This window comes from Exiguobacterium sp. S3, from assembly GCF_018617295.1.
Lineage (GTDB): Bacteria > Bacillota > Bacilli > Exiguobacteriales > Exiguobacteriaceae > Exiguobacterium > Exiguobacterium profundum.
The window spans coordinates 1-22919 of sequence record NZ_JACSJW010000008.1 but is presented as its reverse complement, the minus strand read 5'-3'; the positions used below and the strand labels follow the sequence as shown (position 1 = coordinate 22919).

The 22919-nt window shown below is 48.3% G+C and carries 24 protein-coding genes and 2 other annotated features; all 24 genes read right to left on the bottom strand.

What is annotated here, in order from left to right; genetic code table 11:
- Positions 1-11 precede the first annotated feature (11 nt).
- Positions 12-3560: a DNA-directed RNA polymerase subunit beta gene (gene rpoB / locus KNO65_RS14860; protein WP_074037866.1), complete on the bottom strand. Its 3549-nt coding sequence runs from the start codon at positions 3558-3560 to the stop codon at positions 12-14.
- Between the two features lie 193 nt (positions 3561-3753).
- The gene (locus KNO65_RS14855) at positions 3754-4350 is read right to left on the bottom strand and encodes a class I SAM-dependent methyltransferase (RefSeq protein WP_214785122.1); all 597 of its coding nucleotides are present in this window, start codon (positions 4348-4350) and stop codon (positions 3754-3756) included.
- A 79-nt stretch (positions 4351-4429) separates the two neighbouring features.
- Positions 4430-4798 carry a 50S ribosomal protein L7/L12 gene (gene rplL / locus KNO65_RS14850; RefSeq protein WP_012727687.1) on the bottom strand — a complete coding sequence of 123 codons (369 nt, stop codon included), beginning with the start codon at positions 4796-4798 and terminating at the stop codon, positions 4430-4432.
- A 61-nt stretch (positions 4799-4859) separates the two neighbouring features.
- Positions 4860-5366 carry a 50S ribosomal protein L10 gene (gene rplJ / locus KNO65_RS14845; RefSeq protein ID WP_012727688.1) on the bottom strand — a complete coding sequence of 169 codons (507 nt, stop codon included), beginning with the start codon at positions 5364-5366 and terminating at the stop codon, positions 4860-4862.
- 44 nt (positions 5367-5410) lie between these two features.
- Positions 5411-5564 (bottom strand) — a sequence feature (ribosomal protein L10 leader region).
- 59 nt (positions 5565-5623) lie between these two features.
- Positions 5624-6310, bottom strand: coding sequence for a 50S ribosomal protein L1 (gene rplA / locus KNO65_RS14840; protein ID WP_012727689.1), 687 nt, complete (start codon positions 6308-6310; stop codon positions 5624-5626).
- Positions 6311-6404: 94 nt separating this feature from the next.
- Positions 6405-6830, bottom strand: coding sequence for a 50S ribosomal protein L11 (gene rplK, locus KNO65_RS14835; RefSeq protein ID WP_012727690.1), 426 nt, complete (start codon positions 6828-6830; stop codon positions 6405-6407).
- Positions 6831-6977: 147 nt separating this feature from the next.
- Entirely contained in the window at positions 6978-7529 is a 552-nt protein-coding gene (gene nusG, locus KNO65_RS14830; RefSeq protein ID WP_012727691.1) for a transcription termination/antitermination protein NusG, read from the bottom strand.
- A 16-nt stretch (positions 7530-7545) separates the two neighbouring features.
- Positions 7546-7716, bottom strand: coding sequence for a preprotein translocase subunit SecE (secE, locus tag KNO65_RS14825; RefSeq protein WP_012727692.1), 171 nt, complete (start codon positions 7714-7716; stop codon positions 7546-7548).
- Positions 7717-7750: 34 nt separating this feature from the next.
- The gene (gene rpmG / locus KNO65_RS14820; RefSeq protein WP_012727693.1) at positions 7751-7897 is read right to left on the bottom strand and encodes a 50S ribosomal protein L33; all 147 of its coding nucleotides are present in this window, start codon (positions 7895-7897) and stop codon (positions 7751-7753) included.
- 128 nt (positions 7898-8025) lie between these two features.
- Positions 8026-8667 (bottom strand): RNA polymerase sporulation sigma factor SigH, encoded by a 642-nt coding sequence (sigH, locus tag KNO65_RS14815; RefSeq protein ID WP_012727694.1) that lies wholly within the window; start codon positions 8665-8667, stop codon positions 8026-8028.
- Positions 8668-8876: 209 nt separating this feature from the next.
- The gene (locus KNO65_RS14810; RefSeq protein ID WP_012727695.1) at positions 8877-9416 is read right to left on the bottom strand and encodes a YacP-like NYN domain-containing protein; all 540 of its coding nucleotides are present in this window, start codon (positions 9414-9416) and stop codon (positions 8877-8879) included.
- Positions 9413-10162, bottom strand: a complete 750-nt coding sequence (gene rlmB, locus KNO65_RS14805; RefSeq protein WP_031421850.1) for a 23S rRNA (guanosine(2251)-2'-O)-methyltransferase RlmB — start codon at positions 10160-10162, stop codon at positions 9413-9415. The genes KNO65_RS14810 and rlmB overlap by 4 nt, the downstream gene beginning before the upstream one ends.
- A gap of 109 nt (positions 10163-10271) precedes the next feature.
- Positions 10272-10676 carry a Mini-ribonuclease 3 gene (locus KNO65_RS14800; RefSeq protein ID WP_074035355.1) on the bottom strand — a complete coding sequence of 135 codons (405 nt, stop codon included), beginning with the start codon at positions 10674-10676 and terminating at the stop codon, positions 10272-10274.
- The gene (gene cysS / locus KNO65_RS14795; protein ID WP_074035353.1) at positions 10673-12070 is read right to left on the bottom strand and encodes a cysteine--tRNA ligase; all 1398 of its coding nucleotides are present in this window, start codon (positions 12068-12070) and stop codon (positions 10673-10675) included. The genes KNO65_RS14800 and cysS overlap by 4 nt, the downstream gene beginning before the upstream one ends.
- Positions 12039-12728 carry a serine O-acetyltransferase gene (gene cysE / locus KNO65_RS14790; protein ID WP_074035352.1) on the bottom strand — a complete coding sequence of 230 codons (690 nt, stop codon included), beginning with the start codon at positions 12726-12728 and terminating at the stop codon, positions 12039-12041. The genes cysS and cysE overlap by 32 nt, the downstream gene beginning before the upstream one ends.
- Positions 12729-12779: 51 nt before the next feature.
- Positions 12780-12987, bottom strand: a binding site (T-box leader).
- Entirely contained in the window at positions 12987-14444 is a 1458-nt protein-coding gene (gene gltX / locus KNO65_RS14785; protein WP_201302271.1) for a glutamate--tRNA ligase, read from the bottom strand. It overlaps the preceding feature by 1 nt.
- Before the next feature lie 45 nt (positions 14445-14489).
- On the bottom strand, positions 14490-14963 hold the full coding sequence (gene ispF, locus KNO65_RS14780; RefSeq protein WP_012727701.1) for a 2-C-methyl-D-erythritol 2,4-cyclodiphosphate synthase: 474 nt from the start codon (positions 14961-14963) through the stop codon (positions 14490-14492).
- Complete coding sequence (gene ispD / locus KNO65_RS14775) at positions 14960-15640, bottom strand: 2-C-methyl-D-erythritol 4-phosphate cytidylyltransferase (protein ID WP_214785120.1); 681 nt, start codon at positions 15638-15640, stop codon at positions 14960-14962. The genes ispF and ispD overlap by 4 nt, the downstream gene beginning before the upstream one ends.
- Positions 15641-15695: 55 nt before the next feature.
- Positions 15696-16760, bottom strand: a complete 1065-nt coding sequence (locus tag KNO65_RS14770) for a PIN/TRAM domain-containing protein (RefSeq protein WP_012727703.1) — start codon at positions 16758-16760, stop codon at positions 15696-15698.
- Between the two features lie 114 nt (positions 16761-16874).
- The gene (radA, locus tag KNO65_RS14765; protein WP_012727704.1) at positions 16875-18251 is read right to left on the bottom strand and encodes a DNA repair protein RadA; all 1377 of its coding nucleotides are present in this window, start codon (positions 18249-18251) and stop codon (positions 16875-16877) included.
- Positions 18252-18307: 56 nt separating this feature from the next.
- The gene (locus KNO65_RS14760) at positions 18308-20743 is read right to left on the bottom strand and encodes an ATP-dependent Clp protease ATP-binding subunit (protein WP_012727705.1); all 2436 of its coding nucleotides are present in this window, start codon (positions 20741-20743) and stop codon (positions 18308-18310) included.
- Between the two features lie 24 nt (positions 20744-20767).
- Complete coding sequence (locus tag KNO65_RS14755) at positions 20768-21811, bottom strand: protein arginine kinase (RefSeq protein WP_159563159.1); 1044 nt, start codon at positions 21809-21811, stop codon at positions 20768-20770.
- Positions 21811-22245: a UvrB/UvrC motif-containing protein gene (locus KNO65_RS14750; RefSeq protein WP_074035342.1), complete on the bottom strand. Its 435-nt coding sequence runs from the start codon at positions 22243-22245 to the stop codon at positions 21811-21813. The genes KNO65_RS14755 and KNO65_RS14750 overlap by 1 nt, the downstream gene beginning before the upstream one ends.
- A gap of 5 nt (positions 22246-22250) precedes the next feature.
- A complete protein-coding gene (locus KNO65_RS14745) occupies positions 22251-22727 on the bottom strand; it encodes a CtsR family transcriptional regulator (protein ID WP_074035340.1) in 477 nt (158 codons plus the stop codon).
- Positions 22728-22919: the final 192 nt, after the last annotated feature.

Sequence of the window (22919 nt, the reverse complement as noted above, 5' to 3'; positions counted from 1 at the left end):
CCCTTTTCGCCTTATTCCTCTTCCGTAACAGTCGGTTGAACGACTTGTTCTAACGCCGATGTTGCGTTCGGGATGTTGTCGTCATCTTCATCTTTCATTTCGACTTCTTCATCATCCGCTGACATCATCTTGACTTCCATACCGAGCGCTTGAAGCTCTTTGATCAAGACGCGGAATGATTCAGGAACGCCCGCTTTCGGAACGCTCTCGCCTTTCACGATGGCCTCATATGCTTTCACACGACCGACCGTGTCATCCGACTTGATTGTCAAGATTTCTTGGAGCGTGTAGGCTGCACCGTACGCTTCAAGAGCCCAAACTTCCATCTCCCCGAAGCGCTGACCACCGAACTGTGCTTTACCACCGAGCGGTTGTTGCGTAACGAGTGAGTATGGTCCTGTCGAACGAGCGTGAAGTTTGTCATCAACCATGTGCGCGAGTTTGATCATGTACATGACACCGACCGAGACGCGGTTATCGAACGGTTCACCCGTACGACCGTCATAGAGACGCGTTTTCGCATCTTTATCCATACCAGCCTCTTCAATCGTTGCCCATACGTCTTCCTCACGCGCTCCATCGAATACAGGTGTTGCCACTTTGATACCGAGCTTCTTCGCCGCCATACCAAGGTGGAGCTCAAGTACCTGACCGATGTTCATACGAGATGGTACCCCAAGCGGGTTGAGCATGATGTCAACCGGTGTACCGTCTGGCATGTATGGCATATCTTCTTCAGGGAGGATTCGCGAGATAACACCTTTGTTACCGTGACGTCCCGCCATCTTATCCCCTTCGTGAATCTTACGTTTTTGAACGATATAGACACGTACCATTTGGTTGACGCCTGGAGACAACTCGTCACCGTTTTCACGGTCGAACACTTTGACATCCAAGATGATTCCGTCTCCACCGTTTGGTACACGAAGTGACGTATCACGTACTTCACGTGCCTTCTCACCGAAGATTGCGTGCAAGAGACGCTCTTCCGCCGTCAATTCTGTAACGCCCTTAGGTGTTACTTTACCGACGAGGATGTCGCCATCCTTGACTTCAGCTCCGATGCGGATAATTCCACGATCGTCCAAGTTACGAAGTGCGTCATCTCCGACGTTTGGAATATCACGTGTGATTTCCTCTGGTCCGAGTTTCGTGTCGCGTGACTCTGACTCGTACTCTTCGATATGAATCGACGTGTACACGTCATCTTTCACGAGACGCTCACTCATGATGATCGCATCCTCATAGTTGTAACCATCCCATGTCATGAAGGCAACGACGACGTTACGGCCGAGCGCGAGCTCACCCATATCCATCGATGGACCGTCTGCAAGGATTTCTCCTTTTTCGACACGGTCACCAGCTGCGATGATTGGTTTTTGGTTATAGCATGTCCCTTGGTTCGAACGGACATATTTTTGAAGTTTGTAACGGTCAAGGTCACCTGAAACCTCAGAACCGTTCACGTCAGACGTGCGACGGATCAAGATTTCACGCGCTGTGACGCGTTCGACGACACCTGGGTATTTCGCAACAATAGCTGCCCCAGAGTCTTTCGCAGATACGTACTCCATGCCGGTACCGACAATCGGTGAATCCGGTTGAAGGAGTGGTACTGCTTGACGTTGCATGTTCGCTCCCATGAGGGCACGGTTCGAGTCATCGTTCTCGAGGAACGGGATACATGCCGTTGCGGCAGAAACAACCTGTTTCGGCGAAACGTCCATGTAGTCCACTCGGCTTGGCTCGACTGACAAGTTTTGTCCGCGGAAACGGCAAAGAACTTGTTCGTCTGCAAAGTGGCCATCTTCTGTGAGCGGCATGTTTGCCTGTGCGACGACATAGAGGTCTTCCTCATCAGCCGTCATATATTGAATGTCGCCAGTGACAAGACCTGTTTCTGGGTCAACACGACGGTATGGTGCTTCGATGAAACCGTACTCGTTCACTTTCGCATAAGACGAGAGTGAGTTGATGAGTCCGATGTTCGGCCCCTCTGGTGTTTCGATTGGACACATCCGACCGTAGTGCGAATAGTGAACGTCTCGAACTTCGAAACCAGCACGCTCACGTGTCAAACCACCCGGTCCAAGTGCAGAGAGACGACGCTTGTGCGTGAGCTCTGCGAGCGGGTTCGTTTGGTCCATGAACTGTGACAATTGCGAGCTACCGAAGAACTCTTTAAGTGATGCGATAACCGGGCGGATGTTGATGAGCGCCTGTGGTGTGATCGCATTTTGATCTTGAATCGACATACGTTCTTTTACGACACGTTCCATACGGGAAAGCCCGATCCGGAATTGGTTTTGGAGAAGTTCTCCGACTGAACGAAGACGACGGTTTCCTAAGTGGTCGATGTCATCTGTTGTTCCGACTTCGTGAAGTAAGTTGAAGAAGTAGTTGATTGAAGCGATAATATCGGCTGGCGTAATATGTTTTACGCTGCGATCGATATTGCCATTTCCGATGATGTTCAAGATACGCTCTCCATCTGGGTCATCCGGTGAGATGACTTTGATTGACTGAAGACCGAATGGCTCACCTTCAGCGACACCACCAGTTGGTTCCGCATCGATATAGCCAAGGCCGTTCTCCAAGTGCGGGAGGATACGATCTAAGTTGCGGCGGTCGAGGATTGTTCCAGCTTCGGCGAGTACTTCGCCTGTTTCCGGGTCCACGAGCGTTTCCGCTAATTTTTGACCGAACAAACGGTTCTTAAGATGAAGTTTTTTGTTCATCTTATAGCGACCGACGTTCGCTAAGTCGTAACGTTTCGGGTCGAAGAAACGTGATACGAGAAGAGATTTCGCATTTTCTACCGTTGGTGGTTCACCAGGGCGGAGACGCTCATAAATCTCGATCAACGCTTTCTCTGTAGACTCCGTATTATCTTTTTCAAGGGTGTTACGAAGGTATTCGTCATCCCCGAGAAGGTCGATAATTTCTTGGTCCGTACCGAATCCGAGGGCACGCAACAACACCGTTACCGGAATTTTACGGGTACGGTCGATACGAACATAAACGATATCTTTGGCATCTGTCTCGAGTTCGAGCCAAGCACCACGGTTCGGAATGACAGTTGCGCCAAATCCACGTTTACCGTTTTTATCGAGTTTAGCGTTATAGTACACGCTCGGTGAACGGACAAGCTGGGAAACGATGACGCGTTCTGCACCATTGATGATAAACGTTCCCGATTCTGTCATGAGCGGGAAATCCCCCATGAACACTTCTTGTTCTTTGAGCTCACCTGTCTCTTTGTTTTGGAGACGCACTTTTACGCGAAGTGGCGCAGAATAAGTAACGTCGCGCTCCTTCGATTCATCGATAGAATACTTCGGCTCACTGAGCGAGTAATCGATGAACTCCAATACGAGGTTTCCTGTGAAGTCGGAAATCGGTGAAATGTCTGTGAACATTTCCTTCAATCCTTCACGCAAGAACCACTCATAAGAAGCAGTTTGAATTTCAATCAAATTCGGAAGCTCTAATACCTCACTGATACGGGCAAAGCTTCTTCTCTGACGGTGACGACCGTACTGAACAAGTTGACCAGTCAACTGATTCACCTCTCAGACCCCCAATTCTTTAGCGAATTTTTCGGGCGTAATAATCGAACATTGTCATTGAATGTCGCTCGTTTTCCGTCTCTAAAAAGCGGCAGACACGGCAGTTTCAAGCGAATTCCATTCCAATGGCATTTTATAATGTTAGCATATACGTTATAGCGAGTCAACAAGACTTCACCGTTTGTCAAGACCGAATTGCTCGGAAAATAAAGTAACCTTTTTCTTTCGCGATCGTTTCAACTTGACCAAACACCTCTTCTAATAACTTTTTAGCAGAAGGTGCTCCTTGTTTCTTTTGAATGACGACATAGATTGCTCCTCCATCGACGAGGTGCGTATGTGCTTCACGCAAGATCGTATGGACGACTTGTTTCCCCGCACGAATCGGCGGATTGGTGACAATGGCGGCAAACCGTTCTCCCCCCACCACGTCATACGCGTGAGAAAGCCGTGTTTCGACCGTCACTCCATTACGGGCGGCGTTTTGCTCAGAGAGCGCCAGCGCACGCTCATTCACATCAATGAGCAAGGCCTCACGCCCAGAGGCATCGGCAAGCGAGATCCCCATCGGACCATAGCCGCAGCCTACATCTAAAATACGTCCCGACACATCAGGCATCTCAAACGTTTCAATTAAAAGACGTGACCCAAAATCGACCGACCCTTTCGAGAACACACCGCGGTCCGAAGTGAAATGATACTGTTTCCCTCGCAACTCGTACGTCCATGTCTCCGGGGCACTTTCCGAACGTGGATCGTTCGTATAGTAATGATCTCCCATGCGTTGAACCTCCTAACCCATTCTTCAAGGAAATAAAAGAAGCTCGCCATGGCGAGCTTCTATAGGTTGTGAAGTAGAATTACTTAACTTCAACAGATGCGCCAGCTTCTTCAAGCTTAGCTTTGATTGCGTCAGCGTCTTCTTTAGAAACGCCTTCTTTGACTGGAGCTGGAGTTCCGTCAACGAGTGCTTTTGCTTCTTTAAGACCGAGACCTGTGATTTCACGAACAGCTTTGATGACGTTGATTTTACCAGCGCCAGCGTTTGTGAGGATTACGTCGAATTCAGTTTTCTCTTCAGCTGCTGCGCCTGCGCCAGCACCTGCAACTGCTACTGGAGCTGCTGCTGATACGCCGAATTCTTCTTCGATTGTTTTTACGAGTTCGTTAAGTTCGAGAACCGTCATTGATTTGAGGTCTTCGATGAATTGCTCTTTGTTGAAAGCCATTATGGTTTTCCTCCTTTGATGTTGTGAAAAAGTTTTTTTGAGTTACGCTACGCGACAAAAATTAAGCTGATTGCTCTTCTTTTTGTTCTGCGATTGCATTTGTTGCGACTGCGAGCCCACGGATTGGAGCTTGAAGTACGCTGAGAAGCATCGAGAGAAGACCATCGCGTGATGGAAGTTCTGCAAGGGCTTTGATTTCTTCGAGTGAAGAAACTTTACCTTCGATGATTCCGCCTTTAAGTTCGAGCGCTTTGTGCTCTTTCGAGAAGTCGTTCAAGATCTTCGCTGGAGCAATAACGTCTTCTTTAGAGAAGGCGATTGCTGTAGGACCAGTGAAGACTTCGTCAAGACCTTCGAAGTTCGACTGAGTAGCTGCGCGGCGAAGAAGACCGTTCTTGTAAACTTTGAACTCGATTCCAGCGTCACGGAGTGATTTACGGAGTGTAGTCACTTCTTCAACTGTAAGTCCACGGTAGTCAACAACAACTGTTCCAACGCTCGCTTGCATTTTCTCAGCGATTTCATCGACGAGTGCCGATTTCTGAGCTACGATTTTTTCGTTTGCCATGTGTTTGCACCTCCTAGTCAATTCTTATACCGGACGAGAGGCTGCTCTCCAAAAGAAATCCCTCGTATGAAGACATACGAGGGCGTAATTGTTTGAAAGTAAACCTGTGACAACAGGCTCAAGTTCGAGCAAAGACACCTCGGAAGGGTTTACGGACCGATGTCCACCTTCTGTCTACGGTAATCCAACATATTCGGTTGAACGTGTATTACTTTATCAGCGGTGTCACACGTTGTCAACAATTTATTTCAACAAGATTACTTAAGGAAATCTGCAGTCGCTACACGGATCCCAGGACCCATTGTAGATGAAAGCGAGATGTTTTTAAGGTAAGTTCCTTTTGCAGTAGCAGGCTTCACTTTCATGAGTGTTTCGAGAATTGTTTCGATGTTCTCAGAGAGTTTAGATGCTTCAAATGATTTCTTACCAACTGGAACGTGGATGTTACCAGCTTTATCAACACGGTATTCAACTTTACCAGCTTTGATATCCGCGATTGCTTTTTCTACGTCGAAAGTAACTGTTCCTGTTTTCGGGTTAGGCATGAGGCCTTTAGGTCCGAGAACACGACCAAGTTTACCAACCTCACCCATCATGTCAGGTGTCGCAACGATTACATCGAAGTCGAACCATCCTTGTTGGATTTTGTTGATGTACTCAGCGTCGCCAACGTAGTCTGCTCCAGCAGCTTCCGCTTCTTTCACTTTCTCACCTTTTGCGAAGACGAGAACTTTTTGTGTTTTACCAGTACCGTGTGGAAGTACAACGGCACCACGGATTTGTTGGTCTGCTTTCTTCGGATCTACGCCGAGACGGACAGCAACTTCGATTGTTTCATCGAATTTAGCAGTAGCTGTTTTTTGAACGAGCTCGACAGCTTCAGCGAGGTCGTATGACTTCGTGCGGTCAACAAGCTTAGCTGCTTCTTGGTGTTTTTTACCCATGATCTTTTCCTCCTTGTGGTTAGCGGAATTTCCTCCCACATAATGAAGGGATTGAAGGTGAGCAGTATTCACCGACAACCCCAGAGACTAGCAATTAGTCTTCGATTACAATACCCATACTACGTGCAGTACCTTCAACCATAAGCATCGCTGTTTCTACAGATGATGCGTTAAGGTCAGGCATTTTAAGTTCAGCGATTTCGCGAACTTTGTCACGCTTAACCGTTGCTACTTTCTTACGGTTTGGTTCACCAGAACCACTCTCGATACCAGCAGCTTTCTTCAAGAGAACTGCAGCTGGTGGAGTTTTCGTAATGAATGTAAACGAACGATCTTCGTATACCGTGATGACTACAGGAATAATCAATCCGGCTTGGTCTTGTGTACGAGCGTTGAACTCTTTACAGAATCCCATGATGTTAACACCTGCTTGACCAAGTGCTGGACCTACTGGTGGAGCTGGGTTTGCTTTACCAGCTGGGATTTGAAGTTTAACGAGTTTAGAAACTTTTTTCGCCACGAGACACACCTCCTTAAGTCTAAAATGTGGTTTCTTGGACGTTGTGCGCCCTCCCACTCAATCTATTAGGTCGAGTTTGTACCGAAATAAAGCACAACATCAAACATTTTCGATTGTACCATCCGTTTTACGGATTAGCAAGTGGGTTTAGTTAATTTTCTGAACTTGTTCGAAATCAAGCTCAATTTTTGTTTCACGACCGAACATGTCGACCACGACTTTGAGCTTCTCTTTGTCGGCTTCAATCTCGTCGATTGTTCCTTCAAAGTTCTCAAATGCGCCTTCTTTCACGCGGACAAGGTCACCGAGTTCATAGTTGTAACGATCTTTCTTCTCGATGAGTCCCATTTGTGACAAGACGTTTGTCACTTCGTCCGGTTGGAGTGGGATTGGTTTTGCCCCACCACCCGTTGAACCGAGGAAGCCGGTGACGTTTGGCGTGTTGCGGACAACATACCATGAATCGTCAGTCATGACCATCTCTACGAACACATAGCCCGGGAAACTTTTGACTTCACGTTCTTTGATTTTCTTCTCGCCACTCTTCAATGTGACTTCTTCTTGCGTCGTTTCAGTCGGGACGAGGACGCGGAAAATTTTATCTTCCATGTTCATCGAACCGATTCGACGTTCTAGGTTTTCTTTGACGTTATTCTCAAAACCTGAGTACGTCTGGACAACAAACCATTGTTTCTCCACGGCTTTCACCTCTTCCTTAGTTAATCAATAAATTGACGAGATAACTGACCCCAGTATCTACGCCGAACACGAACAGGCCAATCACGACAACAGTCGCGATGACAGTAATGGTATATTTCGTGAGTTCTTTACGAGTCGGCCAACTCGTTTTCTTCAACTCTTTCCATACGTCGCGCAAAAAGTTCATGGTAGCTTCCTCCTACATTGAATGCCAATCTACGTTACTTTGATTCCCGATGCAGCGTATGCGCGTTACAGCGGCGACAAAACTTCTTCATTTCAAGCCGTGTCGACACGCCATCTTTTTTTGTCGTCGAGTACTCTCGAGACCCGCATTCTGAGCAAGCGAGACTTACTTTCTTTGCCATTCATAAGCGCCCCTTTCGACTACTCTCTCTTAAAAAAGAGCGAAAAAAAAACGCCTCCTGTAAATGGCGTCTACGGACAAGGCGCTGCTTTTAAAGTATCACATAGGAGGCACGCGGTCAATAATCGGTTAGCTCGTGAGCATCCGGACGTCGACATGACGCTCGAATTTCTTCTTCACGCGCTGTAACGCATTATCGATCGATTTGACATGACGATCGAGGTCATCTGAAATCTCTTGATAAGAGCGCCCGTCTAAATAAAGACGCAAGACTTTCCGTTCGAGGTCACTCAAGATCTCATCCATCTTCGCTTCCATGAACGACTGTTCTTCCTGTGTCACGATTAATTCTTGTGGGTCAGTCGGATGTGGTGGCAAGATGACATCGAGCAACGTCCGGTCAGACTCTTCATCAAAAATTGGTTTATCGAGTGACACATATGAATTGAGCGGAATATGTTTTTGGCGTGTCGCCGTCTTGATTGCCGTGATCATCTGGCGGGTAATGCACATCTCGGCAAAGCTTTTGAATGACGCAAGTCGCTCGTCTTTATAATCACGCACACCTTTATAAAGACCGATCATCCCCTCTTGGACGATGTCCTCATGATCTGCACCAATCAAAAAGTATGAACGTGCCTTCGCCCGCACAAAATATCGGTATCGTTCAATCAAAAACTCGAGCGCGTCGCTATCCCCTTCGTTGCGCGCCAATAAGACCAACTCTTCGTCTGACATTTTTTCAAACTGTTCGTACGGCCATCCGTTCATGCTCGTTACCCCCCGGCGATTGATCCTGAACTATGTAAGGTTGTGTCCCATTATAGGGCTCCCTACTCCTATGCGTCAAACAAATTTCTAAAAATTCCGTCAATTGAATACTGTGTAACTCATATATGTAATAGTATACAACATTCCTTTGCAAAAAAATGTCAAAATCGAAACAAAGACGAGTCCCTTTCATGAACTCGTCCGTGATTTCAATCACCTTTTGATTTGCGACGTCGCATTTCTTCAAACTTTGCTTGAATATGTGGTGGAATATCAATCGTCTTCCGATTTGCTTGTTCTTTCTCTAGCGACACGCGCTGTTGCTCAATCAGTGTTTTCGCATGCTTCCAATCTTTCAACAGTTCGGTTGCCGGAACGCGCAATGCGCCTTGACCAAAGATGACCCACTGCTCCGTGAAATCGTTCGTCGCAACGAATAATGTAATAAGCCGGTCATCCACTAATTCATGGGCACGCCGCTCAATCCATTCGTCCGCTGTCTCATTTTCTTTCGTATAGACAACGTCGACCCGACTCCGCTTCTCTTTGGATTCACGACCATATCGCATGTGGGCGTCAAACACGATGGTGACCTCTTTGCCGGACACAGCCTGATATTCTGCCATCGCCTCAATCAACAGATTCCGTGCTTGTTCAAAATCTACATCGCGGAGACTTCTCAAGTGAGGCCACGCGCCGATGATATTATATCCGTCGACAAGAAGGAGCTCGCGCTTCAGGATACTCATGCCAATGGATGACGTGAGCGATGCACCTCATACAGGAGGAGCGCCGCTGCAACAGATGCATTGAGTGACGTGACATGACCGACCATCGGTAAATGAACAAGGAAGTCGCACGATTCGCGCACGAGTCGGCTCATCCCCTTGCCCTCACTTCCAATGACCACAACGAGTGGCATATTTCCATCCAATCGACGATAGTCCTGACTTTCTTTCGCATCGGTCCCGACGACCCACAATCCTTTTTCCTTCAACTCTTCAAGTGTCCGTGTCAAGTTCGTCACACGCGCCACCGGAATATGCTCAATGGCCCCGGTCGAGGCTTTGGCAACCGTTTGAGTCAAACCGACCGAGCGACGTTTCGGAATGATGATCCCATGTGCGCCAACGGCATCGGCGGTCCGTAGAATCGAACCGAGATTGTGCGGGTCTTCGAGCTCATCTAGCAAAATGAAGAGCGGTGTCTCCTCTTTCGAAGCTGCGAGAGCGAACATGTCTTCGACTGTTTTGTATTCATAAGCCGCAACCGCCGCAACGACTCCTTGGTGATGTTCACTGCCAGCCATCTTCTCAAGTTTCGTTTTTGGGACGAATGACACTTGGACCGATGCTTCGTTCGCCATCGCGATGATTTGAGCGAGTGGTCCCTTTTGCTGACCTTCCATAATGAATACTTTATTCATATCACGACCACTTCGCAGTGCCTCGAGTACCGGGTTACGACCGTAAAGGAAGTCAATCCCTTCCTCCATCACATCGACTTCCTTATAGTCAGGGCGTTCTGCCTTTTGGCGACGCGTGCGATCTGGTCGTTCCCCACGAGGGCGGTCAAACGTTCGTTTCTCCGCTCCCCGATTTCCGTCATGTCGTTTCGGTCGACTCGGCTTCGAGTCGTTCGAACGCTTGTTTGATGAGTTCTTCAAGACGATCCCTTCTTTCTGTCAAATAGATATACCCAATCAGTGCCTCAAACGCCGTGGAATAACGATACGTGTGCACATCGACCCGTTTCGGAACCGATCCTGATTTCGCATTCTTTCCACGTCTGACGACAGCCTGTTCCTCTTCCGTCAACGCATCCGTCTCTAACCAAAATGTCACGACGCTCGCCTGCGCCCGTGCATTGACGTAGCGGACCGCGCCCCGGTGCAAGTCATTCGGGCGCGTCAATCCTTTCTCGAGCAGGCGTCTCCGTACAGCCATTTCGTATACCACGTCTCCCATGTAGGCGAGCGCAAGGGCATTCATTTGTTTCGGTTGCATCATAACCGCTTCCACCGAACCCCTTGGGCCGTGTCTTCGAGTTGGATGTTTTGTTCTTTTAGTAAATCACGAATCTCGTCAGCCCGGGCAAAATTACGTGCCGCCCGTGCGTCGTTCCGTTCTTGAATCAATTGGTCGATCTCGGCATCCAATAGTTCTTTTTCTTCTGCCAACGTCAAGCCGAGGACACCCGTCAATTCATCAAATAGCGACAGGACCTGTTCTAGCGTCGCTTTTGCCACATGATCGGCCTTCGCATAAATGTTCGCTTCCCGTGCCAAGTCAAAGAGGACGGTCACGGCGTTGGCCGTATTGATATCATCATCCATTGATTCGATGAAAGACGCCTTGATGGATTCAAGCTTCCGTTCCATCGACTCGCTCGCCTCTCCAAGTCCAGCTGTTACCGACAAGCGATATTCAATATTTTGGTAAGCTTCCTTGATTCGGCTCCAGCCGTTCGCCGCTTGTTCAATCAATTCTCGGCTATAGTTGATCGGATGACGATAATGCACAGACAACATGAAGAAGCGCAGGACCATCGGGTCGACTTCTTTCAACGCCTCATGGACGAGGAGGAAGTTTCCGAGCGACTTAGACATCTTCTCATTTTCAATGTTAATGAAGCCGTTATGCAACCAATAGTTGGCGAACTTCGCATGGTTGCAAGCTTCTGACTGAGCAATCTCGTTCTCGTGGTGTGGGAATTTCAAATCATGCCCGCCCGCGTGAATATCAATTGTTGTCCCGAGATGTTTTTTCGCCATCGCCGAGCATTCGATATGCCAGCCCGGACGTCCTTTGCCCCACGGACTATCCCATGACGGTTCATCCGGTTTAGCCGCTTTCCATAAGACGAAGTCGAGCGGGTCTTCTTTCTTCTCCCCGACATCGACACGTGACCCGGCCCGCAAATCTTCAATCGATTGCTGACTCAATTTTCCGTAAGTCTCAAACTTCTTCGTCCGGAAATACACGTCTCCTTCTGATTCATAAGCGAACCCTTCCGTCTCTAATTGACGAATGAATTCGATGATTTCTACCATCGTATCGGTAACACGGGGATGCACGTCTGCCGGTTGAACGTTAAGTGCCCCTGTATCTGCTAAATACGCCTCGATATAGCGATTCGTCAGCGTCTCCGTGTCTTCTCCTAATTCATTCGCCGTACGAATGATCTTGTCATCCACGTCTGTGAAGTTCAAGACGTATTTGACCTCGTACCCACGATACGTCAAGTAGCGACGAACCGTATCGAAGGCGATCGCCGGACGGGCGTTTCCGACATGAATGTAGTTGTAAACGGTCGGACCGCATACGTACATCGATACTTTACCCGGAACAATCGGGACAAACGGTTCTTTTTTATTCGTGAGACTGTTGTACAGCTGAATCATGTGTCTTCTCCTCCATCCGCTTTTCAAGCGTTGCTAATTTTTGTTGTAGTTCATCCACTGCCGCTTCTAAGCGTTCTTGGCATTCGCGGTCCGGATCTGGGAAACGATGATCTAGATCATGTTGCTTCACACGCTTACCGTTTCGGATGACGACACGACCTGGAATTCCGACCACGGTCGAATCAGACGGCACATCGTTCAATACGACCGAGCTCGCTCCGATTTTGACGCAATCGCCGACCGTGATGTTACCAAGTACTTTCGCCCCCGCTGAAATAAGCACGTCACTCCCGATTGTCGGGTGACGCTTCCCTTTCTCTTTCCCCGTTCCACCCAGGGTGACGCCTTGATAGATAGTGACGTCATTCCCGATAATCGCCGTCTCACCGATGACGACACCGAAACCGTGATCGATGAACACGCGGTCCCCAAGCACCGCCCCCGGATGAATTTCAATCCCGGTCAACCAACGACTGAATTGGGCTAATAATTTGGCCACCAGTTTCATGTTACGTTTCCATAATCCGTGCGCGATGCGATGTGCCCATATGGCGTGAAGGCCTGGGTAAGTCAGTGCCACTTCTACTTTCGAACGAGCGGCAGGGTCTAGTTCCAGGACAGTCCGCAAGTCTTCGCGGACACTGCTCCAAAATCCCATAATCGATATCTCCTTTTCTTATACAAAAACAAAGACGCCCCTGTGCCAAGGCACAGAGACGCCGTAAGCGCGGTTCCACTCTGTTTGGGAAAATGCGTTCCCCTCTCAAGTCTCGTTAACGCCGAGTCACGGTCTCGACTACATATCGCCGAGACGGCTCAGAGGTGCACTTCTTCGGGGGACACATCTAGAACTCCCAGCCTAGGTTCTAGTCTCTGCAACGTGTCGTACCGCTTACTTTCCTCATCAATGCCTTTATTACGCTAATAGAGTTGTCAGACGCTTCAACACACGCTCTTTTCCGATTAACGAAATGGCGTTCGGGAGTTCTGGTCCATGTGTTTGTCCTGTCGTCGCGACACGGATTGGCATGAACAAGTTTTTCCCTTTTTGACCGGTAGCTTTTTGCGTCGCTTTTGTCGCCGCTTTAATCGCTTCCGGAGTGAAGTCTTCGATTGCTTCGAGCTGCTGTTTGAACTCTGCAAGAACAGCAGGTACCGTTTCACCTGAAAGGACAGCGTTCGCTTCCTCGTCATACTCGATTTCATCTTTGAAGAACAAGTCTGTCAACGCGACGATTTCTGCTCCGTGCGTCATTTGTTCTTTATACAATGCAATCAAGTTTGTCGCCCAATCCGCTTCCTCAATAGATACCGCCTCGGGTAATCGTCCTGCTTCTTGTAAGAATGGTAAACTGAGTGCCACCACTTCGTCAAGCGTGGCCTTCTTCATGTATACACTGTTGATCCAAGAAAGTTTTTGTTGGTCAAAAACTGCCGGACTCTTCGACAAGCGTTTCGCATCAAACATTTCAATGAACTCTTCTTTCGAGAAGATTTCTTCTTCCCCGACAGGTGACCAGCCAAGGAGCGAAATGAAGTTGAAGAGCGCTGCTGGCAAGTAGCCGAGATCCGCATATTGTTCGATGAACTGAATGATCGATTCGTCCCGTTTTGATAACTTTTTATGTTGGTCGTTGTAGATGAGCGTCATGTGACCGAATTCAGGATAGTCCCAACCAAGTGCGTCATAGACCATCATCTGTTTTGGTGTGTTCGCGATATGGTCGTCCCCACGCAACACGTGACTGATCTTCATCAAATGGTCGTCCACGACAACTGCGAAGTTGTACGTTGGAATGCCGTCCTGTTTCACGATGACCCAGTCACCGAAATCTTTCGATTCAAACGAGACGTCTCCTTTGACGACATCTGTCCATTTATACGTCACGCCTTCCGGCACACGAATCCGAATAGACGGTTTACGCCCTTCCGCTTCAAACGCTTCACGTTCTTCAACAGTGAGGTTACGGTGCGCACCCGAGTAACGTGGTGCCTCCCCACGTGCGATTTGTGCTTCACGCTCTGCTTCAAGCTCCTCCGAGGTCATGTAGCATTTATAAGCAAGGCCTTTGCTCATCAACTCATTGACGTATTTCTCATAAATCGCAAGACGCTCCATTTGGTAATACGGACCGTAGTCTCCGTCACGCCCTGGACCTTCATCCCAGTCGATGCCGAGCCATTCCAAGTATTTCATCTGACTCTCGACACCGTTCAACACATTCCGTTTCTGGTCAGTGTCTTCAATCCGAAGAATCATTTTTCCGCCAGCATGGCGAGCAAATAAGTAGTTAAACAACGCCGTCCGCGCATTTCCGATATGGAGATGCCCCGTCGGACTAGGCGCATAGCGTACACGCACTTCACTCATAATAGTTCCACCTTTCTTCTCTTCTGCCCAAATAGTATACCATTTCTGTCAAGCCCGGTTGAGTAAGATGACCGCTTGCGCCGCAATCCCTTCTTCGCGTCCCGTGAACCCCAGTTTCTCCGTCGTCGTCGCTTTCACGTTCACCTGCTCGATGTCCGCCTCAAGAAGTTCGGCAATGACCGCGCGCATCTCATCAATGTAAGGACGAAGTTTCGGACGTTGAGCCATGACCGTCGCATCTACATTTCCGAGAACGTACCCTTGATCTTTCACGAGCTGCCAGACGTGACGAAGCAATACTTTCGAATCTGCATCTTTAAATTCCGGATCCGTATCCGGGAAGTGTTTCCCGATATCACCTGCCGCAATTGCTCCAAGTGCCGCATCCGCAATGGTATGGAGTAACACGTCCGCATCAGAATGACCGAGAAGTCCACGCTCATGTGGGATTTCGATTCCCCCTAAGATTAACGGACGTCCTTCTGCAAATGCGTGTACATCAAAGCCTTGACCAATTCTCATTGTAATTCCTCCTTCGCTAAAATCGCGTCGCCGAACAATAAATCTTCGGGCGTCGTCATTTTGATATTGTGATAGTCCCCAAGGACCACTTGTACCGATTCGCCGAGCCACTCAAACAAACTGGCATCATCCGTTCCCATCACCTGTTGTTCGACCGCTCGTTCATGTGCCGCCAAAATCGCTTTCGCCTGAAAGGCTTGCGGCGTTTGTGCCAACCATAAGTTTTCACGGGGAACGGTGCGTTCGATGTGATGACGTTGAACTTGTTTGACCGTATCTTTAACGGGTACCGCCAAGATGGCACCACCTCGCAGTGCCGCTTCAGCCACTTGATGCAACTGTTCACGTTTTACAAACGGACGCGCACCGTCATGAATCATCACAATCGTATCGGGTGCAACAACCTTCAGTCCTGCATGGACACTCTGTTGTCGTTCTTCCCCTCCTGCAACGTATGTAACCGGCGTATTCATCTGTGACGTCATCGCCTCGAACCAGTCACGTTCTTCTGGCCGGATGGCTAACACCATTCGTTCGCACCACGGATCGGTATCGAACGCCTGTAACGTCCAAGCAATAATCGGTTTGTCACGGAGCGTCAGCATCAACTTATTCGCATCCGCACCCATCCGCTTCCCTCTTCCCGCAGCCGGGATGACAACTGTATAAGCTACCATGTTAATACCTCTCTTCGTGAAAAAAGAGAGCGCTCTCGCGTCTCTTTTTGATCCGTTATTCTGGACGGGCAAAAATCATACGGCCTGCAGACGTTTGTAAGACACTCGTCACAACGACAGGAAGCGTCTTCGAAATCAATTTACGTCCGCCCTCCACGACAACCATTGTCCCATCCTCAAGGTAAGCAACCCCTTGATTCTGCTCTTTTCCTTCTTTAATAACTGTCACGACCATCTCTTCACCAGGAATGACAATCTGTTTGACGGCGTTCGCCAAATCATTGATGTTCAAGACCGGTACATTTCGTACCTCACACACTTTATTTAAGTTGTAGTCATTCGTAACAACAATCCCGTTTTTCAGTTCAGCTAGTTTAATCAATTTGATGTCGACTTCCGGTACGTCTTCGAAGTCTCCATCATAGATTTCAACCTGGATGCGCTTGTTCTCTTGTAGTTCCTTCAAGATGTCCAGTCCACGACGTCCACGATTCCGCTTCAACGTATCCGAGGAGTCGGCGATGTATTGCAGTTCGCCGATGACGAACTGGGGCACAATCAATGTTCCTTCCACGAATCCAGTCGTCGCAATATCCGCGATTCGACCATCGATGATGACGCTCGTGTCTAAAATCTTATCATTAGAGCGTTGGACCGGTTCAGCCGCAGGCTTTTCCCGTTCGCTCTTCACAAATAGTTTGATCCATTCGTTACGCTTCCGATAGCCGACCGCGAAACCAAAGTAACCAAACAGGGCCGTGACAAAAATCGGAACGATTTTACTCAGTAAGAAAATATTCGTGACTTCAAGCGATACACTAATCAAAAAGGCAATCAAGAGCCCGATGATGAGACCGATCGAACCGAATAAGATATCCCCTACCGGTAAACGGACGAGCCGTTCTTCGACAAAACGAATAAATGCAACAACACCATCTGTTAAGAATAAACTAAGAATGAAGAAGATAAGTCCACCAATCAAACTTGCTACGTATGGAATCGTTAACCACTCCGGCACATTCATGCCAAGGTCTGCTAATAAAAGCGTCGCTTCGATGATTCCGAACCAACCCACGACGAGTCCAATCAAAATAAATCCGATTCGTACAGCAATCTTCACTCATTCCACCTCCTTCTATATGAAATAAAATTTCAAAAAATAACACTTTCATTGTAACATGATTTTTTCAATCACGTTCGTTACAAAGCGTTAAAAACTGCCAGTGGCGACCCGTTAGAACGGAATCGCCAACTGGAGTGCTTCGTCCACTGTTCCGACCCCGACGACTTCAATCCCTGCCGGAGCGGTCCATCCCCCCATGTTATTTTTCGGGATGATAGCCCGTGTAAAACCTAGTTTTGCCGCCTCGGCGACACGTTGCTCGATTCGGGAAACCCGTCGCACTTCCCCAGTCAATCCGACCTCACCGATGCAGACATCCGTCGGACGAGTCGGACGATCGCGGAAACTCGAGGCAATCGAGATACAAATCGCAAGGTCAATCGCCGGTTCATCCAGTTTGACGCCACCGGCTGCTTTCAAGTACGCATCCTGCGTCTGAAGCAAGAGACCGGAACGTTTTTCGAGCACGGCCATGAGCAGCGCGACTCGGTTTTGATCAATGCCCGTGGCCATACGTCTCGGGTTCCCGAACGATGTCGGAGAGATGAGTGCTTGGAGTTCCACGAGTACCGTCCGCGTACCTTCCATCGAGGCGACAACGGTCGAACCCGATACGCCAGCCGTGCGTTCCTCCAAGAATATTTCAGATGGATTAAGCACTTCCTCTAGTCCACTCTCTTTCATCTCGAAAATGCCAATCTCGTTCGTCGATCCAAAACGGTTTTTCACCGCCCGTAAAATACGGAACGTATGATGACGCTCCCCTTCAAAATAAAGTACCGCATCGACCATATGTTCAAGTAAGCGCGGGCCGGCAATCGACCCTTGCTTCGTCACGTGACCGACGATGAAGACCGCAATCCCTCGCGTTTTCGCAATTTTCATGAGGGCGGCCGTACATTCTCGAACTTGTGACACGCTCCCTGGCGCCGATTGAATCTCATCCATATATACCGTTTGAATCGAGTCAATGATGACAAATCCAGGTTGCTCCTCATCAATAACCCGTTCGATCATCAACATGTCCGTCTCAGCGAGCACGAACAGGTCATCGGTCGGTAAACCAAGGCGTTCCGCACGAAGTTTTGTCTGTTTGAGAGATTCCTCCCCCGAGATGTATAACACCTTTTTACCACTATGGGCTAAGTGAGCGCTAACCTGTAACAGAATGGTCGACTTCCCGATTCCCGGGTCCCCGCCGACCAAAACGAGTGAACCTGGGACAATCCCACCGCCGAGGACACGGTCAAATTCACGACTATTCGTATGCACGCGCGTCTCTTCTTGTGAGACGACGTTCGCTAAGCGTTCCGGTTTCAATTGTCGCGATGAACTATGCACAAAGGCCGCTCCACGTTTGGCTTTCTTCTCTTCTACAAACTCTTCGACGAGCGTATTCCATTCATTACAACCCGGACAACGCCCCATCCACTTGGCTGATTCATATCCGCACGATTGGCAGACGTATTTCGTTTTAATTTTGGCCATAAGTTCCCTTCCTGTCTAAAAAAAGCTCCCTCTAAACGACGAGGGAGCTGAATGTTTTACTGAACTACACCTTCGTTACGAACGACGAACTCTCCATCTTGTACGTCGAGCGCAACTTTACTGCCTCTAGCGATTGTGCCGCCGAGCATTGCTTCTGAGAGGCGGTCCTCCACTTCCCGTTGAAGGGCACGACGGAGAGGACGAGCCCCGTATTCCGGATCGTAGCCGACATCGGCAATTTTATCGAGTGCCGCATCCGTCAAGCTGAAATCAACACCTTGTTCGGCGAGACGTTTCTTAAGTGTCTCTGCCATAAGTTTGATGATTTCTTGAATGTGCTCTTTTTGAAGTGAATGGAATACCGTGATTTCATCAATCCGGTTCAAGAACTCAGGTCGGAACGCTTTCTTCAATTCCTCGAGTACTTTGTCCTTCATTTCCGTATATTCACGTTTCACATCATCTTCCACTGTGAATCCTACATATTTGTTTCGTTGAAGCGCTGCGGCTCCGACGTTAGACGTCATGATGATGACTGTGTTTCGGAAGTCGACTGTGCGACCTTTCGAATCCGTCAAGCGACCGTCGTCTAACACTTGAAGCAAGATGTTGAATACTTCTGGGTGCGCTTTTTCGATTTCATCGAGTAGGATAACCGAGTAAGGTTTCCGACGCACTTTTTCAGTCAATTGACCGCCTTCTTCGTAACCAACATAACCAGGAGGCGAACCGACGAGACGGCTCGTCGCATGTTTTTCCATGTACTCGGACATGTCGATTCGAATGATGGCATCTTCATCGCCAAACATCGCTTCGGCAACTGCACGGGCGAGCTCTGTTTTCCCGACTCCGGTCGGTCCGAGGAAGATGAATGACCCGATTGGACGTTTCGGATCTTTCAATCCGGCCCGGGCGCGACGGATCGCACGGGAAATTGATTTCACCGCATCGTCTTGACCGATGACACGGTTGTGAAGAATCGATTCGAGTTTGAGGAGACGGTCTGTCTCTTCTTCGGCAATCTTCGTGACCGGTACACCTGTCCAGTTCGCAACAACTTGAGCGATATCTTCTTTCGTCACTTCAAGTTTTTCGTTACCTTGCTTGTTCTGCCATTCTGCTTTCAACTCTTCTAACTCATCGCGTAACTTCTGTTCCGTATCGCGAAGGGAAGCTGCTTTTTCAAACTCTTGGCTTTGTACGGCAGAGTCTTTCTCTTTACGAATCGATTCGAGACGGGATTCCAACTCTTTCAAATTCGGTGGTGCCGTGAATGAGCGAAGTCGTACTTTTGATGCCGCCTCGTCGACGAGGTCGATTGCCTTATCCGGCAAGAAACGATCGGAGATGTAACGGTCTGAAAGGACGACCGCCTCGTGAATCGCCGTATCTGTAATCGTCACACGGTGGTGTGCTTCATAGCGATCGCGTAACCCGAGTAGGATTTGTTCAGCTTCTTCTGTCGTCGGTTCGTTCACTTGAATCGGTTGGAAGCGGCGCTCAAGCGCTGCATCTTTTTCGATGTACTTCCGGTATTCATCAAGTGTAGTCGCCCCGATACATTGAAGTTCACCACGAGCCAATGACGGCTTGAGGATGTTCGACGCATCGATTGCACCTTCTGCACCGCCCGCACCAATCAATGTGTGCAACTCGTCGATGAAGAGAATAACGTTACCAGCTTGACGAATTTCGTCCATCACTTTTTTCAAGCGATCTTCGAACTCACCACGATATTTTGTACCTGCGACGAGTGTACCCATGTCGAGTACCATGACGCGTTTGTTGCGAAGCGTTTCAGGTACCTCGTTGTTGATGATTTGCTGAGCGAGACCTTCGACGACCGCTGTTTTCCCGACTCCTGGTTCCCCAATTAGAACCGGGTTGTTCTTCGTCCGACGCGACAACACTTCGATGACACGTTGAATTTCGCCTGCGCGTCCGATGACCGGATCCAAACGAGACTCGCGCGCTTGTTGTGTCAAATCGCGTGCCAATCCGTCAAGCGTTGGTGTTGCGGCGCTCGCCCCAGGTTGCGAAGCATTTGAAGATGACTCCGTGTTCCCGAGAAGTTGCAACACTTGTTGGCGTGCTTTCGTCAAACTGATTCCAAGGTTATTGAGGACGCGTGCCGCGACCCCTTCTCCTTCACGAATCAATCCTAGAAGGATGTGTTCCGTTCCGACGTAAGAGTGTCCCAATTTCCGAGCCTCATCCATCGAGAGCTCAATGACCTTTTTCGCACGCGGTGTGTAATGAATTGTCGATCCATTCTCTGAACCACGTCCAATCAATGATTCTACTTCTTGTTGGATTTTTTCAGAGGTCAATCCGAGGGCGAAGAGCGCTTTTGCCGCGATTCCTTCTCCTTCACGAACCAATCCTAATAAAATATGTTCTGTACCAATATTATGATGGCCAAGACGTACGGCTTCCTCTTGTGCTAAAGCTAATACGCGTTGTGCTCGTTCTGTAAATCGTCCAAACATCATTGACATAACCTCCTTATAGTTGGATCAAACTAAGCCTTGATCTAACGTCCGACGAACAAGTGTCGCTCGTTCTCGATCCCGTTCTTGCGTAGATAATGTTTTCCCGAAATGTTTTTGTAGAAAACCTGATTGTAACCGAACGATGAGTTCATGAAACTTCGGCGGACTCCAATCAGACAAAATTCCTAGGTCACTCGCTAAATGTAAATCAGATAGCCGCTCAATGGCTTCGGTAGAAGAAAGAAGTTTGGCATATCGTAAAATACCATATGACCGATAAAACCGATCCTCTAACTCTTCTTGTCGATGTGCGATGAGCTCTTCACGCGCATGACGTTCTGCTTGAATCACTTGTTCTGTCACTTCCATAAAGTCAGCTAACAGCTGTGATTCATGACTGCCCAATGTCCGCTGATTTGACAGCTGGAACAACCGTCCTGCCGCATCGCTGCCTTCTCCATAACGACCTCGAATCGTATAGCCGAGTTTTCGAAGCTCTCGCAAAATGGGGCTGATTCGACCCGTTAACGTGAGACCCGGTAAGTGTAACATGACCGAGGCCCGGAGTCCTGTTCCGATATTGCTTGGACATGTCGTCAAGTAGCCTAACTGTTCGTCAAAGGCGTATGAGAGTGATTCCGCGCACAGTGCGTCTACTTGAGTCGCTAATTCAAACGCCTCTTTCACTTGATAACCTGGGAGTAAGGTCTGAATTCGTAAATGATCTTCCTCGTTAATCAACACACTGATAGTTTCATCTTCACTTAAAAAGACTGCACTTTCTTCGTTGGTCGCAATGGCCGGACTAATCAAATGTTTTTCCATCAATGCCTGTCGGGTGACTTCATCATAATCACGCATATGAAGATATTCAAATCCCTTTAACCCATGTAACCGTCCTTCGAGACGATCACATAGTTGACGTTCTCCTTCTTTAGAAAGGACTGGCGAAAATACAGTGTCTTTGACGTTACGTGCCAGTCGGATTCTTGTGGAGACAACCAGGTCATCCAATTTGGCACGCTCTTTCATTTTGGGACCAAGTGGATGTGTTAGGAACGTTTCCATTAGACATCACCTTGCCCTTCTAATTGCTTCATTTCTTTTTGAATGCGTGCTGCTCGTTCATAATCTTCTTGTTCGACAGCACGGGTCAACTCCCCTGCCAACTTTTCGAGCCGCTCTTCGATTCGTTCATGTGGTGTACGTAACTGGTCAGGGACCGAACCGATATGATGATCATGTCCTTGTTGATATTGACGTGTGATTTTAATCAGTTCATCACGAAATACGGTATAACACATAGCACATCCTGCTTTTCGTACACGCAATAAATCTTGACGCGTCATCTGACAGGTTGGGCAGCGCTTTACGACCGGCACATAGCCCGTCATAAGTTCTACCGTACATTGTCGACATAGCCGTTTTTTTACGGGTACGTCCTGTTCCATGACAACGACTTCATTGACAGCCGGTCGCTGTTTACAACGTTCGCATAGCATACGACTTACCCTCCATTACGATAACGAAGTACTTTCATCAGCGCGAGTAGTTGCTGACGTCGAATATAGGAGCGATCGTCAACTTGTAAGTTCAATGCTTCATCTGATAAGAGATGATAGATCAACTGCGCCTCTTGTTCGTGCATCATCTGTTCTTCAACCAATCGAATCAGCACATTTTCAACGAGCTGTTCGTTCAAACGTGGATGTTCATGAATGATATCCATCAAACTAGAGAGAACATCTTGCTTTTCGTGTAAAATAACGCGTCGAATACGAATATATCCGCCACCGCCACGTTTACTTTCTACTAAATATCCTTTTTCGACGGTAAAACGTGTGTTGATGACGTAATTGATTTGGGATGGGACACATTCGAATCGTTGTGCGATATCTTGACGTTTGATTTCAATTGCGTTTGCCTGACTTTCCTTCAAGACTTGCTTCAAATACTGTTCGATGACATCCGAAATATTTCTCATCTCCACCACCCTCTGACCATCTTTGACTTTTGACTATATTTTATCATTGATTTAAAAAAAGGCAAACGAAAAGCGATGCCTCTATGTCGAGAGCATCGCTAAAACAAAAAAACGACCGAGCGTATGCTCGGTCGTCCTGCGTTGTTGCCTGGCAACGTCCTATCCTCACAGGGGGAGATCCCCCAACTACTT